This is a genomic window from Pseudoduganella sp. R-34 (genome assembly GCF_049904655.1).
Classification (GTDB): Bacteria; Pseudomonadota; Gammaproteobacteria; order Burkholderiales; family Burkholderiaceae_D; genus Rugamonas.
Map to the genome: position 1 here is coordinate 4,937,285 of NZ_CP184572.1, position 15,768 is coordinate 4,953,052.

21 protein-coding genes are annotated in these 15,768 nt (G+C 61.5%); 6 read left to right on the forward strand and 15 right to left on the reverse strand.

Annotated elements, in window-relative coordinates:
- Nucleotides 1-13: 13 nt before the first annotated feature.
- Both ilvN and ACN9MW_RS22635 read right to left on the reverse strand, forming a co-directional pair.
- Nucleotides 14-505 (reverse strand): acetolactate synthase small subunit, encoded by a 492-nt coding sequence (gene ilvN / locus ACN9MW_RS22630; protein ID WP_028104341.1) that lies wholly within the window; start codon nucleotides 503-505, stop codon nucleotides 14-16.
- Between the two features lie 2 nt (nucleotides 506-507).
- On the reverse strand, nucleotides 508-2,229 hold the full coding sequence (locus ACN9MW_RS22635) for an acetolactate synthase 3 catalytic subunit (RefSeq protein ID WP_426162905.1): 1,722 nt from the start codon (nucleotides 2,227-2,229) through the stop codon (nucleotides 508-510).
- 416 nt (nucleotides 2,230-2,645) lie between these two features.
- Here ACN9MW_RS22635 and ACN9MW_RS22640 point away from each other — a divergent pair, with 416 nt between their 5' ends.
- The 5 genes from ACN9MW_RS22640 to ACN9MW_RS22660 are packed head-to-tail and all read left to right on the forward strand — an operon-like array spanning nucleotide 2,646 to nucleotide 5,847.
- On the forward strand, nucleotides 2,646-3,215 hold the full coding sequence (locus ACN9MW_RS22640) for an RNA polymerase sigma factor (RefSeq protein ID WP_426162907.1): 570 nt from the start codon (nucleotides 2,646-2,648) through the stop codon (nucleotides 3,213-3,215).
- Nucleotides 3,212-3,622 carry a DUF3619 family protein gene (locus ACN9MW_RS22645; RefSeq protein WP_426162909.1) on the forward strand — a complete coding sequence of 137 codons (411 nt, stop codon included), beginning with the start codon at nucleotides 3,212-3,214 and terminating at the stop codon, nucleotides 3,620-3,622. Before ACN9MW_RS22640 ends, ACN9MW_RS22645 begins: the two co-directional genes overlap by 4 nt.
- 3 nt (nucleotides 3,623-3,625) lie before the next feature.
- Complete coding sequence (locus ACN9MW_RS22650; RefSeq protein ID WP_426162911.1) at nucleotides 3,626-4,486, forward strand: DUF3106 domain-containing protein; 861 nt, start codon at nucleotides 3,626-3,628, stop codon at nucleotides 4,484-4,486.
- A complete protein-coding gene (locus ACN9MW_RS22655) occupies nucleotides 4,473-5,003 on the forward strand; it encodes an RDD family protein (RefSeq protein WP_426162914.1) in 531 nt (176 codons plus the stop codon). Before ACN9MW_RS22650 ends, ACN9MW_RS22655 begins: the two co-directional genes overlap by 14 nt.
- Nucleotides 5,004-5,040: 37 nt before the next feature.
- On the forward strand, nucleotides 5,041-5,847 hold the full coding sequence (locus ACN9MW_RS22660) for a class I SAM-dependent methyltransferase (RefSeq protein WP_426162916.1): 807 nt from the start codon (nucleotides 5,041-5,043) through the stop codon (nucleotides 5,845-5,847).
- On the opposite strand, the gene ACN9MW_RS22665 is transcribed toward ACN9MW_RS22660, so the two are convergent.
- The 3 genes from ACN9MW_RS22665 to ACN9MW_RS22675 form a co-directional block, all read right to left on the reverse strand.
- The gene (locus tag ACN9MW_RS22665; RefSeq protein WP_426162919.1) at nucleotides 5,831-6,124 is read right to left on the reverse strand and encodes a hypothetical protein; all 294 of its coding nucleotides are present in this window, start codon (nucleotides 6,122-6,124) and stop codon (nucleotides 5,831-5,833) included. The two genes, ACN9MW_RS22660 and ACN9MW_RS22665, sit on opposite strands and share 17 nt — an antisense overlap.
- A gap of 95 nt (nucleotides 6,125-6,219) precedes the next feature.
- The gene (locus ACN9MW_RS22670) at nucleotides 6,220-6,873 is read right to left on the reverse strand and encodes a hypothetical protein (RefSeq protein ID WP_426162921.1); all 654 of its coding nucleotides are present in this window, start codon (nucleotides 6,871-6,873) and stop codon (nucleotides 6,220-6,222) included.
- Nucleotides 6,874-7,773, reverse strand: coding sequence for a LysR family transcriptional regulator (locus ACN9MW_RS22675; protein WP_426162923.1), 900 nt, complete (start codon nucleotides 7,771-7,773; stop codon nucleotides 6,874-6,876).
- Nucleotides 7,774-7,870: 97 nt separating this feature from the next.
- Between ACN9MW_RS22675 and ACN9MW_RS22680 the strand changes: the two genes are divergently transcribed.
- The gene (locus ACN9MW_RS22680) at nucleotides 7,871-8,098 is read left to right on the forward strand and encodes a DUF2798 domain-containing protein (RefSeq protein ID WP_426162925.1); all 228 of its coding nucleotides are present in this window, start codon (nucleotides 7,871-7,873) and stop codon (nucleotides 8,096-8,098) included.
- Nucleotides 8,099-8,103: 5 nt separating this feature from the next.
- Here ACN9MW_RS22680 and ACN9MW_RS22685 read toward each other — a convergent pair whose 3' ends face one another.
- The 10 genes from ACN9MW_RS22685 to ACN9MW_RS22730 are packed head-to-tail and all read right to left on the reverse strand — an operon-like array spanning nucleotide 8,104 to nucleotide 15,766.
- The gene (locus ACN9MW_RS22685) at nucleotides 8,104-8,787 is read right to left on the reverse strand and encodes an RNA pseudouridine synthase (RefSeq protein ID WP_426162927.1); all 684 of its coding nucleotides are present in this window, start codon (nucleotides 8,785-8,787) and stop codon (nucleotides 8,104-8,106) included.
- Complete coding sequence (gene ltaE / locus ACN9MW_RS22690; protein ID WP_426172273.1) at nucleotides 8,787-9,818, reverse strand: low-specificity L-threonine aldolase; 1,032 nt, start codon at nucleotides 9,816-9,818, stop codon at nucleotides 8,787-8,789. Before ltaE ends, ACN9MW_RS22685 begins: the two co-directional genes overlap by 1 nt.
- 29 nt (nucleotides 9,819-9,847) lie before the next feature.
- Nucleotides 9,848-10,756, reverse strand: a complete 909-nt coding sequence (locus ACN9MW_RS22695; protein ID WP_426162929.1) for a class I SAM-dependent methyltransferase — start codon at nucleotides 10,754-10,756, stop codon at nucleotides 9,848-9,850.
- Nucleotides 10,743-10,937 (reverse strand): Fe-S cluster assembly protein IscX, encoded by a 195-nt coding sequence (gene iscX, locus ACN9MW_RS22700; RefSeq protein WP_090444923.1) that lies wholly within the window; start codon nucleotides 10,935-10,937, stop codon nucleotides 10,743-10,745. The genes ACN9MW_RS22695 and iscX overlap by 14 nt, the downstream gene beginning before the upstream one ends.
- A 16-nt stretch (nucleotides 10,938-10,953) precedes the next feature.
- Nucleotides 10,954-11,295: an ISC system 2Fe-2S type ferredoxin gene (fdx, locus tag ACN9MW_RS22705; RefSeq protein ID WP_090444791.1), complete on the reverse strand. Its 342-nt coding sequence runs from the start codon at nucleotides 11,293-11,295 to the stop codon at nucleotides 10,954-10,956.
- Nucleotides 11,296-11,312: 17 nt separating this feature from the next.
- Nucleotides 11,313-13,193 carry a Fe-S protein assembly chaperone HscA gene (hscA, locus tag ACN9MW_RS22710; protein ID WP_426162932.1) on the reverse strand — a complete coding sequence of 627 codons (1,881 nt, stop codon included), beginning with the start codon at nucleotides 13,191-13,193 and terminating at the stop codon, nucleotides 11,313-11,315.
- 34 nt (nucleotides 13,194-13,227) lie between these two features.
- Nucleotides 13,228-13,746: a Fe-S protein assembly co-chaperone HscB gene (hscB, locus tag ACN9MW_RS22715; RefSeq protein WP_426172276.1), complete on the reverse strand. Its 519-nt coding sequence runs from the start codon at nucleotides 13,744-13,746 to the stop codon at nucleotides 13,228-13,230.
- A gap of 4 nt (nucleotides 13,747-13,750) precedes the next feature.
- Nucleotides 13,751-14,074 carry an iron-sulfur cluster assembly protein IscA gene (gene iscA / locus ACN9MW_RS22720; RefSeq protein WP_028104360.1) on the reverse strand — a complete coding sequence of 108 codons (324 nt, stop codon included), beginning with the start codon at nucleotides 14,072-14,074 and terminating at the stop codon, nucleotides 13,751-13,753.
- 18 nt (nucleotides 14,075-14,092) lie between these two features.
- Nucleotides 14,093-14,476, reverse strand: a complete 384-nt coding sequence (gene iscU / locus ACN9MW_RS22725) for a Fe-S cluster assembly scaffold IscU (protein WP_028104361.1) — start codon at nucleotides 14,474-14,476, stop codon at nucleotides 14,093-14,095.
- 24 nt (nucleotides 14,477-14,500) lie between these two features.
- Nucleotides 14,501-15,766: an IscS subfamily cysteine desulfurase gene (locus tag ACN9MW_RS22730; protein ID WP_426162935.1), complete on the reverse strand. Its 1,266-nt coding sequence runs from the start codon at nucleotides 15,764-15,766 to the stop codon at nucleotides 14,501-14,503.
- Nucleotides 15,767-15,768 lie beyond the last annotated feature (2 nt).

Consider the following 15,768-nt stretch of genomic DNA (forward strand, 5'->3'; position numbering starts at 1 on the left):
CGGTTCGTATTGTTTAAACTTTGAGGATGCGTTCGCCGCGGCCAATGCCGGAGCCGCCAGTACGGACAGTCTCCAGGATCGAGGCGCGGTCGATCGCGTCGATGAAGGCGTCCAGCTTGCTCTTGGCGCCCGTCAGCTCAATGGTGTAGGTCTTTTCGGTCACGTCGATGATGCGGCCGCGGAAGATGTCGGCGGTGCGCTTCATCTCTTCGCGCTCCTTGCCGACGGCACGTACCTTGATCAGCATCAGCTCGCGCTCAATGTGTTGGCCTTCGGTCAGGTCCACCACCTTCACCACTTCGATCAGGCGGTTCAGGTGCTTGGTGATCTGTTCGATGATGTCATCGGAACCAGTGGTCACGATGGTCATGCGCGACAGGGTCGCATCTTCGGTCGGCGCAACGGTCAGCGTTTCGATGTTGTAGCCGCGGGCGGAGAACAGGCCCACCACGCGGGACAGCGCACCCGCTTCGTTTTCGAGCAGTACAGAAATAATGTGTCGCATGATTACAGGTCCTCCGAGCCAAGCAGCATTTCGGAGAGGCCTTTGCCGGCTTTCACCATCGGCCACACGTTTTCACTCTGGTCGGTAATGAAGTTCATGAAGACCAGGCGGTCCTTCATGCCAAACGCTTCTTTCAGCGCGCCTTCGACGTCACCCGGTTTTTCGATGCGCATGCCGACGTGGCCATAGGCCTCGGCCAGCTTCTCGAAGTCCGGCAGCGAATCCATATAAGACTCGGAGTAGCGCGAACCGTAGTCGATCTGCTGCCACTGGCGAACCATGCCCAGGAAGCGGTTGTTCAACAGGATGATCTTCGGCGTCAGGCGGTACTGTTTGCAGGTAGCCAGTTCCTGGATATTCATCTGAATCGAGCCTTCGCCGGTAATGCAGGCGACAGTCGCATCCGGATTGGCCATCTGCACGCCCATGGCATACGGCAGGCCGACACCCATGGTGCCCAGGCCGCCGGAATTGATCCAGCGGCGCGGTTTGTCGAACTTGTAGTACTGCGCAGCCCACATCTGGTGCTGGCCGACGTCGGAGGTGATATAGGCGTCGCCCTTGGTGATGTCGAACAGTGACTCGACCACTTGCTGCGGCTTGATCACCAGGTCGGACGTGGCGTAGGCCAGGCACTTGCGGCCGCGCCATTCGTTGATCTGCTTCCACCAGTCTTTCAGCGCGGCGGCGTTCGGACGCTGCTCGGTCGCTTCCAGCTGCGACAGCAGTTCGACCAGCACGTCCTTCACGTTGCCGACGATAGGAATGTCCACTTTCACGCGCTTCGAGATCGACGAAGGGTCGATGTCGATGTGGATGATCTTGCGCGGGTTCTGGCTGAAGTGCTTTGGATTGCCGATCACGCGGTCGTCGAAGCGGGCGCCGATCGCAATCAGCACGTCGCAATTCTGCATCGCGAGGTTGGCTTCGTAGGTGCCGTGCATGCCGGGCATGCCGACGAAGCACGGGTCGGAAGCGCGCGAACCGCCAAGGCCCATCAGGGTGTTGGTGACCGGGAAGCCGAGCTTGTCGACCAGTTTGTTCAGCTCATTCGACGCATGCGCCAGGATCACGCCGCCGCCGGTGTAGATCATTGGACGCTCTGCCGACAGCAGCAGCTGCAGCGCCTTGCGGATCTGGCCGGCGTGGCCTTTGTCCACCGGGCGGTAGGAACGCATCTCGATATCCTTCGGATACGAGTACACGTGCTTGTGCATCGAAATGTCTTTTGGAATATCGACCAGCACCGGGCCTGGACGGCCGGTCCTGGCGATATAGAAAGCCTTCTTGATGGTTTCCGCCAGGTCTTTCACGTCCTTCACCAGGAAGTTGTGCTTGACCACCGGGCGGGTGATGCCGACGGTGTCGCATTCCTGGAACGCATCCTGGCCAATGGCGTGGCTCGGCACCTGGCCGGAGATCACCACCATCGGAACGGAATCCATGTATGCGGTGGACAGGCCGGTCACCGCGTTGGTGACGCCAGGTCCGGAAGTGACCAGTGCCACGCCCACTTTGTTCGAGCTGCGCGAATACGCATCGGCGGCATGGATGGCGGCCTGCTCATGGCGAACGAGGATGTGCTGGAATTTGTCCTGCTTGAAGATGGCGTCGTAGATATAGAGAACGGCGCCGCCGGGATATCCGAAAACGTGTTCTACGCCTTCCTCAGCGAGGCAGCGGACAACGATTTCGGCGCCCGTGATGGGAGCTTCGGTATTCATGAAACATTCCTTTCAAGGTCCATAGGAGATTGATCGGATGCTCTTGCCTAGCGAAGTGGGCGACACCGTGCACGACTCTCAGCTTCCCTTCTTTCTGCGGTCACACTGACCCTTCCCCCATGCGTAGCTGGAGTACAAGCCGGTGCTAAACGCAACTCGTTTGGCCGGAGTTTTGCAGCGGTTTCTGGCCTACCTCTCGCGCTTGTGGCACGGGTTAGAGCAAACTGCTGACAATAGAAAGCTGGCTTTCCAGAACGGCTTTGTGTGCCTGTCCCGAAGAACCGGGGAGCCTTGTGGTGTGCAAAGCGTCCTTAACGTTACCGCGCTGCACCATATTGGTCAAGCATATTCTGCATTTTTTGTTAAAATGCCGGATTGTTCAGACTAGCGATATAGCGCAGCCCTCTTCCCGACGCATGGCCACAGACAAAGAATTATCGGATTTCCTCGAAAGTGTCGAGCGCCGCGCCTTCAAACAAGCGGTCTATGCCGTCCGAAAGGACGAATCCGCACTGGACATTGTTCAGGATGCAATGATTAAATTGGCAGAAAAGTACGGCGACAAGCCGGCAGCCGAACTGCCAGCGCTGTTCCAGCGCATCTTGCAAACGACTATACTTGATTATTTCCGCCGCGAAAAAGTCCGTAATACCTGGGTAAGTCTTTTCTCGGGCCTTGGCCCTGGCCAGGAAGAGCATGAGGACTTTGATATACTGGAATCCTACGAGGCTGAAGAGGGTTCCCAGGCGGCCGAGTCGAGTGCAGACCAGGTAGAACGGGCACAGATCTTGCAGATTATTGAAGAAGAAGTGCAAAAACTGCCTGCGCGTCAACGAGAAGCGTTCCTCATGCGTTACTGGCAGGACATGGATGTAGCAGAAACTGCCGAAGCGATGGGATGTTCCGAAGGGAGCGTAAAGACGCATTGCTCACGAGCAACACACACTCTCGCTGAATCGCTCAAAGCCAAGGGAATTAAGTTATGAACACCGAAGACACCAACTTTGCATACGGCGTGCGGCGCGCGCTCAATGAAAAGCTAGACGATCTGCCAGCCTCGACCACAGACCGCCTGGCCGCAGCCCGCATGGCTGCAATGAAGCGCAAGAAGGCCGATGCGCCGGCCCGCGTGCGCGTGACCCGTACCGCCCCGGCAGTGGCCGGCGGCGCTAATGGCTTCTTCGCCAACCCGTTTGCCTGGTTCAACCGCGTCAGCGTGGCCCTGCCCTTGCTGCTGCTGATGGGCGGCATGGTTGGCGTGTACCAGTACGAACAACAGCAATCGATCGTGGAACTGGCAGAAATGGACGCCGCCGTGCTGTCCGATGAACTGCCGCTGTCTGCTTACCTTGACCAGGGCTTTGGCGCCTATCTCGAGACCCGCGAGCAATAAAGTATGGCGCGTGTAAGTGGCAGGACAAAATGGGTTGCTGGAGCAATCACGCTGCTGGGTGTGGGGATCGCTGCCGTCGTCTGGCTGGTGAGCCGTCCTGCTTTGCAGCCTGCGTCAGCGCCATCAACTGCCGCTACCGCCGCGGAGCCTGCCAAGCCGGTAGGTGAAAAGCCGCACTGGGCCGATCTCAAGCCAGCCCAGCAACAGGCCTTGGCGCCCCTCGAGTCGACCTGGGAAGAACTGGGCCCGGTGCGCAAGCAAAAATGGATTTCCATCGCCAACCGCCTGGCCAAGATGAAGCCGGACGACAAGGCGCGCGTACAGGAACGCATGCGTGAATGGGTGGCGTTGTCGCCAGCCGAACGCAAGCAGGTGCGCGAGAACTATGCGCGCGCCCAGAAGAAAGCGACGCCACCGGGCCAGCGCGCTGCCGAGTGGGAGCAGTACCAGCAACTGCCGGAAGAAGCCAAGAAGGCCCTGGCAGAAGCCGCCGCGGCAAAGAACAACCAGGTGGTCAAGACGCCTAGCCTGGCGCAGTCCAGCGTGAAGACCCCTGCTCCAGTCAAGGCCCAGGGCCACGGCCTGGTGCCGGCGCCGGGTACCGTCCCGCCGGGTACCGTACCGCCAGCCCCGATCGGTTTGCCGCAAGGCTCTCCTGCCGTCGTGCCGCCAGGCAGCTCGCTGGGTGCAGGCAACGTCGCTCCGGCAACTGCCGCAGCGCCTGCAGCCGCCTCCGGCACCGCTGCGCCGGCCGCGACGACGACCGCCACCCCGGCTGCGCCAGCAGCCGATGCGAACGCACCAGCGTCCCCGTCCCCTGCCGCACCAAGCGCCCCGCCGGCCGTTCCCAATGCAAGCAAATAACGCTGTCCCGACCGTCAAGCGTCGCCTCATTTGCATCGTGTACGAGTCGCTCCTGCTGCTCGCGGTGGAAATGTTTGCGATCGCGGTCTACCTGCTCGTGACGTTTGCGGCGCATTCGCCTGTCCTGGATGCGGGACGCGGCATTTTCGTGATCCTGGTGGCGGCTGCCTATTTCATTTACTCCTGGACGGGGAGCGGCCACACCTTGGCCATGAAAACCTGGCGCATCAAGATTGCATCTGCTGGCGCCGGCCGAATTTCGCTCCGTGCAGCGGCAACCCGCTTCATCCTTGCATGGGGCTTTGTGGCGCCGGCACTTGTCATCATCCATGTATCTCAGCTGCTGACAACACGCGCAGGCATCAGCATGGCTGTCGCAATTCTGGTCGGCAACATCGTGCTGTGGTCGCTGACAGCCCTCCTTGACAAGGATCGCCAGTTCCTGCACGACCGCATGGCCGGCACCCGCCTGCTGCAATTGCCGAAACCGGAGAAAAAAGCCGCGAAAGCCGCCTAAGCAATCGCTATACTGGACTTGGACAAGGGAGGCAACCATGGACAAGGACAGCAGCTTCACTGGCTCAATTCCGGAAACTTACGAGCGTGCCATGGTGCCGCTCCTCTTCACCCCCTACGCGATCGACATGGCGCACCGTATCGCGCAGCGGCGTCCCGCGCGCATACTGGAAGTGGCAGCCGGCACCGGCGCCGTTACCCGCCACCTGCTGCAGGAGATCCCCAACGCGCAAATCGTCGCCAGCGACCTCAATCCCGCCATGCTGGACCAGGCACGCAAAGCCGTCGATTCGCCGCGCGTCGAATGGCGCGAGGCGGACGGGCAGGCGCTCCCCTTCCCCGACGCCAGCTTCGACGCCGTGGCATGCCAGTTCGGCGTCATGTTCTTTCCCGATAAGGCGCGCGGATTCAGCGAAGCACGCCGCGTACTAAAGCCGGGCGGCCTGTATTGCTTCAATGTATGGGATGGCATCAGCCACAACGACTTTTCCGCCACCATCAATCATGCACTGGCCAAGGTATTCCCCGACGACCCACCGCGTTTCCTGGCGCGCGTGCCTTACGGCTGGCATGACATCGACGTGATTCTTGAAGAGCTGAAGCGTGGCGGCTGGACCGGCAACATCACACATGAACTGGTGACGGCCACCAGCCGCGCCGGCTCCGCGGCGTCCACTGCAACGGCGCTATGCCAGGGTTCGCCGCTCAGGGCAGATATTGAAGCGCGCGATCCGGCGCGCCTGCAGGAGGCAACCGACGTGGTAATTGCCGCACTGACCGAGAAGTTCGGCAGCGGCGCCATCGAAGGCAAGATGCAGGCGATCGTCTTTACTTGCGAGGCGTGAACTCGTAGACGCGGGCGCCCTCGCCCACGTCAACATCGTCGCCAAGCGCCAGCTCGCCGCGCTCGAAAGCCGCGACCACTTCCAGTGCCTGCTCCAGTTCGTCCTGCGGCACCATTACACGCGCACCGCCAATGGCAGGCGCCAGCAGGAATGCCGCCTGCACGTGCTGGTCGTCCATCACCGTTGCATTCAGTCCCGCCGCACGCAGGCAGCCGCACAGGATAAAGGCATCCGCCGGAATCAGGCAGCGGCGAACGAGGCAAAAGTCGTTGTCCATGCCCCATCATAGCAAGCCTTGGTCATCCACGCCGAAACGGATGCCTTGCCGACCGTGGACAATATACATGGCGGCGGCCATCCACACTGTGCCGTTCATCGAAGGTGTCTGAAAGGCGAATCAGGGTCGTCCTTGCATTCCAGGTAATGCGATTTCTCATCCAGCTTTTCGAACCCGTGGGGGCAAATCCGGTCGAGGCCAGGTTGCACATAAGTCTCCAACAGTTTTCCCCTGGCGTCGAAATCGAAGCCCTGCCCCCCGACCAGCGCCGAATCATAGCAATCGGGGTGCGTGCAGTAATACTCGCACTCCTTGCAGGCCGAGCCGATTCCATCATCGTGGAAGGGATGGCAATGGTCATATTCTGCCTGCACGACAATCTTGAACGTGCTGGACTGGAAATAGCCGCATTTGCCGTTCTCACGGAAGCGTCCTACGCCTAGCGGCGCATACGGATAATCGAAATCGCCGGTATGGTAGATGCCCGGCACAACGACACGGCCACGCCGGTCAAGCGCCACCACTTCGTTGGGGCCAGGGTCGCCGTCAATGACAATAACCGACTTGCCCGACTTTTCGAAGGCGAGCTTGCGCAGGTATTGCGGCTTGAGCTGGCGCACACCCTCCCGCACGGTGAAGCAGAGCGGGGACCATTCCTCTCCTCCATCTCGTGCTGGACAGGCCGGCTTGGCAGCAAGGGCGCAGAGTGGCGCCAGCACGAGCAGCAACGACAGGATCGCCCGCATCATTCATTTTTCTCCGGTCAGCAAAGGGTGTTGGGCGGTGAAGGCCGCCAAATGTTCAAGGAGGGCGCGTACGCGGGCCGGCAGGTAACGCTGCTGCGACCAGACGGCATAAACGCTGCGCTCACGCGATGTCCAGCCCGGCAGGAGCCGCACCAGCGCGCCAGACTCCAGGCTGGCGTGGCACTGCAGCTCTGGGGCCAGTACGATGCCAAGGCCCGCCTCCGCCATCATCACCGCCAGCCGCACCTCGTTGACGCGCACGCGCGGTTCGGGATGCAGCACAGAGTGCGCGCCCGTAACCGGGTCCTGTAAATGCCATTCACGCAGCGGCAGCGTGGCGATTGTGGAATGTCTTTCCAGTTCAGCCACATCGGACGGCGTGCCGAACTGAGCGAGGTAAGCCGGCGACGCAGCAAGCACCAGATTGACATTTCCCAGCTTGCGCTGGGTGAGCGTGGAATCGGCCAGTGCGCCGATGCGGATCGCCAGGTCGGCACCAGTGCCAACAATGTCCTGCACTTCGTTGGACAGTTCGAGCTCCAGCTTCACCTTCGGATACTGTTCAAGGAAGCTGGCCCATGCCGGCGCCAGGATCTCGCTCGCGAAATTGACCGGCGCCAGAACGCGGATCGTGCCTTCGATCGCGCCCAGCGTGGCGTCCAGCCGCAGCGTAGCCTGGCGCAGCGACTGAACCAAGGGGCGGCACTGTTCGTAGTACTGCATCCCCTCTGCAGTAGGCTGGGTGCGACGAGCGCTGCGATGCAAGAGGCGATAGCCGAGCGCCGTCTCCAGCTTTTGCAGGCGGCGAGTGACAGTCGCGGTCGGCAGCCCCTCTTTCTCGGCAGCAGCGTTCAGGCTGCCCGCTTCGACGATGGCGATAAACAGGGCGAGGTCATCCAGCATGATTCCATTTTTGGAATTAGAGATTGAATTTTCATCGCTAGTGTACGCCAACGAAATTAACTACGCTTGAGTCATTGATAACTTGCTGGAGAAAGCCATGACTGACCTGCGTACCCGGATGATCTTTGCAGCCCTGATGTCGTTCCTGATGAGTGTGATCATGAGCGGCTGGATCACCTGGCTGAACATCGGCTTCCACCCCGAATATACGGCGCGCTGGGGCCACGCCTTCCTCGCCGCCTGGCCGGCCGCCTTCTTCGCCGTAATGACGATCGCACCGATGGTGCAGCGCCTTACCCAGCGCCTCGCCGCGGCCTTACGCTAGGTTCTTCAGAAGCGTTCGTAGCCTTGGAGGTAGCGCCATTCGCCGGGCTGGAGGCCGGACATGGAGATGCGCCCGATGCGCTGGCGCTTTACTGCGGTGGCTTTCAGGCCGACGTCGGCGCAAAGCTTGGCGACCAGGGCTGGCTTCGGCGGCTTGACGGCGAAGCGCAGGCGGCGTTCGTTTTGCCAGCTCACCTTGCCTGCGCCCTGGTTCAGGAGCGTGAGGCCGTTGTCGGCAATCTCGCCTTCGACATCGACGATCAACTCCTGTTCGACCGTGGCGCCTTCATCCACCAGCTTGCGCGCGACGCGGAAGTCTTGCGTGAACACGAACAGGCCGCTGGCTTGCTTGTCCAGCGCGAGGCAGGCGGTCAGGTTGCGCAGGTGGCGCTTGAGGAAGCGAACGCGCTGGGCGTCCTTGCTGCGCGCTTCCGGCAGCAGGCATGCCAGCGCGTCGGCGCCGGCCGGCTTGTTCAACAGGATCGTTACCGGCGCGATGTCGAGCAGGGTTGCGTCGGCGGACAACACGACTTGCTGGCCGGGCGCGACGCGCGCACCGGGTTCTTCGACGATCTCGCCGTCTACCGTGACGTAGGCGCCTTCGATGTAATTCTCTGCTTCGCGGCGCGAGCATGGAACCATGTCCGCCACGCGCTTGGCGAGGCGGATGGTGTTGTCTTCGTTGTTCATTATTGCTTGAAGTAGTGGGCGAATACGGCGGCGACGTGTTCGAGGTCGGCGCGCGTTACGTCCAGGTGGGTCACGAGGCGCAGTGTCGGCGCCATCGAGACGCGGATGCGTTCTGCTGCCAGCGCTGCATTTAACCCTTCGCAGGCTTCGCGTGGCATGGTGACGAACAGGATGTTCGTTTGCGGCACGCTCACTTGCAGCACGCCGATCTTTGCCAGTTCGGCGGCGAGCCAGCTTGCGTTGGCGTGGTCCTCGGCCAGGCGCTGGACGTTGTTCTGCAGGGCGTACAGGCCTGCGGCAGCAATCACGCCAGCCTGGCGCATGCCGCCGCCCAGCATCTTGCGCCAGCGCTTGCCCTGCTCGATTAATTCACGGCTGCCGCACAGGACGGAGCCGACCGGGGCGCCGAGGCCTTTGCTCAGGCAGACGGAGACGCTGTCGAAGCCTTTTACCGCGTCCTTCAGCGAGATGCCTTGCTTGACGGCGGCATTGCAGATGCGGGCACCGTCGAGATGCGTGGCCAGGCCGCGTGCGTGCGCGAGGCCGGTGGCTTGCGCGACGTATTGCTGCGGCAGGACCTTGCCGCCGATGGTGTTTTCCAGCGCCAGCAGCTTGGTGCGGGCGAAGTGGAAATCGTTCGGCTTGATGGCGGCTTCGATGTCTTGCAGCGCGATGCTGCCGTCCGCCTGGTTGATGATCGGCTGCGGCTGGATACTGCCGAGGACTGCGGCGCCACCACCTTCGTACTTGTAAGTGTGGGCGTCCTGGCCGACCAGGTATTCGTCTCCCCTGCCGCAATGGGCCAGCAGTGCAATCAGGTTGGTTTGCGTGCCGGATGGCGCGAACAGCGCAGCTTCGTAGCCGAAGAGTTCCGCTGCGTAGGCCTGCAGCGCATTGACCGTGGGGTCGTCGCCGTACACGTCGTCGCCGACCTGGGCGGTGAACATGGCTTCGCGCATTTCGGCGCTGGGATGCGTGACAGTGTCGCTGCGCAGGTCGATCCAGCGTTCGCCGTCTGCGGCGAGCGGCATTGCGCCTGCGCCGGCCGGATAGCTGGTGCTCACGGCGCCACCCCGGCGTCAGTTGACGCTGCCACAGGCGCGCCGGTGTAGAAGCGTTCGCCCATTTCGTCGAGACCGATGGTGGACAAGACTTCCTTCAGGCGCTCGGCAGGTTTGCGGCGCGGGAGGTTCTTGTACGTGGCGACGATCAATTCGTTCTTCATCGAATGCTCCCAGCCTACGAGTTCAGTGACGGTGACCTGGTAGCCGTGCGATTCGAGCTGCAGGCAGCGCAGCACGTTGGTGATCTGGCTGCCGAATTCACGAGTGTGAATCGGGTGGCGCCACAACTCGGTGAGCACATTCTTGCCCAGCGAAGAACCCTTGTTCTTGCGCAGCACGGAGGCGACTTCGGCCTGGCAGCATGGCACCAGCACGATGTGCTTGGCTTTTTTCTTCAGCGCGAAATCGATGGCGTCGTCGGTGGCGGTATTGCAGGCGTGCAGCGCGGTGACGATGTCGATCTGCTCCGGCAGCTTGTCGGAGGTGGTTGACTCGGCCACCGACAGCGGCAGGAAGCTCATGCCAGGGAAATCGAACTTGCGCGCCAGCTCTTCGGAACGCGCCACCAGTTCTTCGCGGGTTTCGATGCCATAAATGTGCGAATCGTCGCCCAGCGCCTTGAAGAACAAGTCGTAGATGATGAAGCCGAGGTAGGACTTCCCTGCCCCGTGGTCGACCAGCGATACCGAGCCCTTCGCCGTGCGCACGTCGCTCAGCAGCGGTTCGATGAACTGGTAGAGGTGGTAGACCTGCTTCAGCTTGCGGCGGCTGTCCTGGTTCAGCTTGCCGTCGCGGGTGAGGATGTGCAGCTCCTGCAGCAGCGCGACCGACTGGCCGGGCTTGACTTCAGGGATGTCGGTGACGGTAGCGGGCAACGGCGTGCCCGGGGCCTTACTGCGCTTCATCGATCCACGCCTGCTGGATCGCTTCCAGCACTTTTTCGCCGCCGCGCTTGTGGTCGTCGTCGAAGCCGTCCAGGTCGACGATCCAGTTGTGCAGGTCGACAAAGCGCACCGTCGTCGGGTCGACGTCCGGGAACTTGTCGTACAGGGCTTCGGCAATCGCCGTGACATCACTCCATTTCAGCATGGTGCACCTCGGCTCAGTGGCCGCCTTCGCTGGCGTGGTTGATCGTGTACTTCGGAATTTCGATGACCAGGTCTTCGTCCGCCACGATGGACTGGCAGGACAGGCGCGAGCAGGCTTCCAGGCCCCAGGCCTTGTCCAGCAGGTCTTCTTCGGTGTCGGTCGCTTCGTTCAGGGAGTTGAAGCCTTCACGCACCAGCACGTGGCAAGTGGTGCAGGCGCAGGACTTCTCGCAGGCGTGTTCGATGTGGATGTCGTTCTCCAGCAGGACGTCGCAAACGGACTTCCCTGCTTCGGTTTCGATCACGGCGCCTTCGGGGCACAGCTTGGCATGCGGCAGGATGACGATTTGTGGCACTTCTATTCCTCAGTCAATTAAACAACCTGGTCCAGCGTCTTGCCGGCCAGTGCGCTGCGCACGCTGCGGTCCATGCGGCGCGATGCGAATTCTTCGGTGCCCTGGGCCAGGGCTTCGTAGGCGGCTTTCACCGCGTAGTGGTCGGCTTCGCCGCTGCCGGATTTCACCAGCATGTCCATGGTGGTGGCCATCAGGGCGTTGATGGCGGCGCGCTCGTCGTCGTTCAGAAGGTTGCCGTCTTCGTCCAGCGCGGACTGGGTGGCCAGCATGATGCGCTCGGCTTCGACCTGCTCTTCGCGCAGAGCGCGGGCTTTCATGTCGGCTTCCGCTTCGGTGTGCGATTCGGACAGCATCCGTGCCACGTCGTCGTCACCCAGGCCATACGAAGGCTTGACGGTGATCGATGCTTCCACATTCGAGCGCAATTCGCGTGCGGAGACGGACAGCAGGCCGTCAGCGTCCACCTGGTAAGTGATGCGGATGCGCGCCGCACCGGCCGCCATCGGCGGAATGCCGCGCAGTTCGAAGCGCGCCAGCGAACGGCAATCGCTCACCAGTTCGCGCTCGCCTTGCAGCACGTGCACCGCCAGCGCGGTCTGGCCATCCTTGAAGGTGGTGAACTCCTGCGCGCGGGCGCATGGAATGGTGGAGTTGCGCGGGATGATCTTCTCGACCAGGCCGCCCATCGTTTCAATACCCAGCGACAGCGGGATCACGTCCAGCAGCAGCCAGTCGTCGCCTGCGGCGCGGTTACCGGCCAGCAGGTTGGCCTGGATGGCGGCGCCCAGTGCCACAACCTTGTCCGGATCGATATTGGCGTGCGGGATGGTGTGGAAGTATTCGCCCACTGCGCGCTGCACGTGCGGCATGCGGGTCGCGCCGCCCACCATGACCACGCCGTCGATATCGTCGGCGTCGATGTTGGCATCGCGCAGGGCCTTCTTCACCGCGTTCATGGTCTTGGCGACCAGGTGCTTGGTGATGTCGGCGAAAATCTCAGGGGTGACGCGCTGGTGGACTTCTTCACCCGAGCGCAGCATGGCGTCGATGGTCACTTCCGGCTTGGTCGACAGCAGCTCTTTCGCTTCGCGCGCTTTCACCATCAACGTCGCGGTGTCTTCGTCGGACAGCGGCGCCAGTTTTTCCTGCTCGTGAACCCAGCAGAACAGGCGGTGGTCGAAGTCGTCGCCGCCCAGCGCGGAGTCGCCGCCGGTGGCCAGCACTTCAAACACGCCTTTGGACAGCTTGAGGATCGAAATATCGAAGGTGCCCCCGCCCAGGTCGTACACGGCGAAGATGCCTTCGGAGCCGTTATCAAGTCCGTAGGCGATGGCCGCGGCAGTCGGTTCGGACAGCAGGCGCAATACGTTGATGCCGGCCAGTTGCGCGGCATCCTTGGTTGCCTGGCGCTGCGCTTCATCGAAGTAGGCAGGCACGGTGATCACGGCGCCGACCAGGTCATCGCCCAGCGAGTCTTCCGCGCGCTGGCGCAACGTGGCCAGGATCTGGGCCGACACTTCAACCGGCGATTTCACGCCGGCGACAGTCTTCAGCTGCACCATGCCCGGAGCATCGACGAAATCGTATGGCAGGTTCTCGGCGTAGGCGATGTCCTTCAGGCCGCGGCCCATGAAGCGCTTGACCGACACGACGGTGTTTTTTGGGTCTGTGGTCTGGTGGGCCTGGGCTTTGTAGCCGATATTGGCATGGCCGTTCGGCAGGTAACGCACCACGGAAGGCAGCAGCGGGTGGCCGTCTTCGTCGTTCAGCACTTCAGGAATGCTGCTGCGGACGGTCGCTACCAGCGAATTGGTGGTGCCGAGGTCGATGCCCACCGCCAGGCGATGCTGGTGCGGGGCGGTCGACATGCCCGGTTCGGAAATCTGCAAAAGAGCCATGGTGAAACCTGTATTGTTCTGAGTTTTTACTCTTTTACGCCGCCTCGATGGCGTCGTAAGCGAAGCGCACTTCTTCGCCAAATTTTTCGATGAACATCAGCGCGCGCACACCTTGCGCGACTGCGTGATAGTCACCGCTATTGCAATGCTGTTCGATCTCCGCCAGCTGAGCCTTGCGCGCGGCACGCAACTGACCGTCCAGCTTGTCGAGCAAATCGCCATCCTTGCCGGCGCGGGCTTCGGACAGCTCTTCGCGCCACTCCATCTGCTGCATCAGGAATTCCATCGGCATGGCCGTGTTGGATTCCATCTTCAGATCGACGCCATTCAGCTCGCACAGGTACTGCGCGCGCTTCTGCGGATTCTTCAGGGTCTGGTAGGCCTCATTGGAGCGGGTCGACCATTGCATGGCGACGCGCTTTTCGGCATCGGTGGCGTTGACGAATTTGTCCGGGTGGACGCGGCTCTGGACTTCGCGGTAGGCGGCGTCCAGGGCGCTCGTATCGACGGCGAACTGCTGGGGAAGCTGGAAGAGTTCGAAGTGGTTCTGCACGATATTAAATGCGGAAGCTTTCGCCGCAGCCGCATGCATCCTTCTCGTTCGGGTTGTTGAACTTGAAGCCTTCGTTCAGGCCTTCGCGCGCGAAGTCCAGCTCAGTGCCGTCGATGTACGGCAGGCTTTTCGGATCAACGAAGACCTTCACGCCATGCGACTCGAAGACCGAATCTTCCGGCGTCACTTCGTCCACGTATTCCAGCTTGTAGGCCAGACCGGAGCAGCCGGTCGTGCGTACGCCAAAGCGCAGGCCAATGCCCTTGCCGCGACGCTCGATGTAGCGGTTGATATGCTTGGCTGCTTTTTCGGTCAGGGTGATTGCCATACTTCCTCCGCGCGCTGATTAGGCGCCGTGTTTTGCCTTGTAGTCGTTCACAGCTGCCTTGATGGCGTCTTCCGCCAGGATGGAGCAGTGGATCTTCACTGGCGGCAGTGCCAGTTCTTCCGCGATCTGGGTGTTCTTGATGGCCAGCGCCTCATCCAGCGACTTGCCCTTCACCCATTCAGTCACCAGCGAGCTGGAGGCGATTGCCGAGCCGCAGCCGTAGGTCTTGAATTTCGCGTCTTCGATCTTGCCGTCTGCGCCAACCTTGATCTGCAGCTTCATCACGTCGCCGCAAGCTGGTGCGCCGACCATGCCGGTACCGACGGTTTCGTCGCCCTTTTCAAAGGAACCGACGTTGCGCGGGTTTTCGTAGTGGTCGAGAACTTTTTCCGAGTATGCCATTTTGATGCTCCTGTAATCGTTGAATTAGTGCGCTGCCCACTGGATGGTGCTCAGGTCGATACCGTCCTTGTACATTTCCCACAGTGGCGACAGTTCGCGCAGCTTGCCCACTTTGCCTTTCAGCAGTTCGACGGCGAAGTCGACGTCTTTTTCAGTGGTGAAGCGGCCGATGGTGAAACGGATCGAGCTGTGCGCCAGCTCGTCGCTGCGGCCCAGGGCGCGCAGTACGTAGGATGGCTCCAGCGAAGCCGAGGTGCAGGCGGAACCGGACGACACGGCCAGGTCTTTCACGGCCATGATCAGGGACTCGCCTTCCACAAAGTTAAAGCTCACGTTCAGGTTGTGCGGCACGCGGTGGTCCATGTCGCCGTTGACGTAGGTTTCTTCGATTTCCTGCAGGCCCTCGGCCAGGCGGTCGCGCAGTGCGCGGATACGCTCGATCTCGGAGTCCATTTCCACTTTCGCCAGGCGGAAGGCTTCGCCCATCGCCACGATCTGATGGGTCGGCAGGGTGCCGGAGCGCAGGCCGCGCTCATGGCCGCCGCCGTGCATCTGTGCTTCGATACGCACGCGCGGCTTGCGGCAGACGTACAGGGCGCCCACGCCTTTCGGGCCATAGGTCTTGTGCGCGGTGAAGGTCATCAGGTCGACTTTCAGGTCTTGCAGGTCGATCGCCACTTTGCCGGTCGCTTGCGCGGCGTCGCAGTGGAAGATGATGCCTTTCTTGCGGCAGAAGGCGGCGATTTCCTTGATCGGCTGGATCACGCCGATTTCATTGTTGACCATCATGACCGAAATCAGGATGGTGTCCGGGCGCACAGCCGCTTCCAGCTGCTCGATGGTGATCAGGCCATTGTCCTGGGTGTCCAGGTAGGTGGCGTCGAAGCCCTGGCGCTCCAGTTCACGCACGGTGTCCAGCACGGATTTGTGCTCGGTTTTCACGGTGATGATGTGCTTGCCCTTGGACTTGTAGAAATTGGCCGCGCCTTTCAGGGCGAGGTTGTTCGATTCGGTGGCGCCGGAGGTCCAGATGATTTCGCGCGGGTCGGCGTTGACCAGGGCGGCCACGTGGCCGCGCGCTTCTTCCACCGCTGCTTCCGCGGTCCAGCCGTACATGTGGCTGCGGGAGGCCGGATTGCCGAATTGTTCGCGCAGGTAAGGGATCATCTTGTCCGCAACGCGTGGATCGATCGGCGTGGTGGCCGAGTAGTCCATGTAGATCGGGAAGTGCGGTGCGGTCTTGAATTCTACCGGTGCTACCTGGGCGACGTTCTTTTCGGGGGCGTTCATCT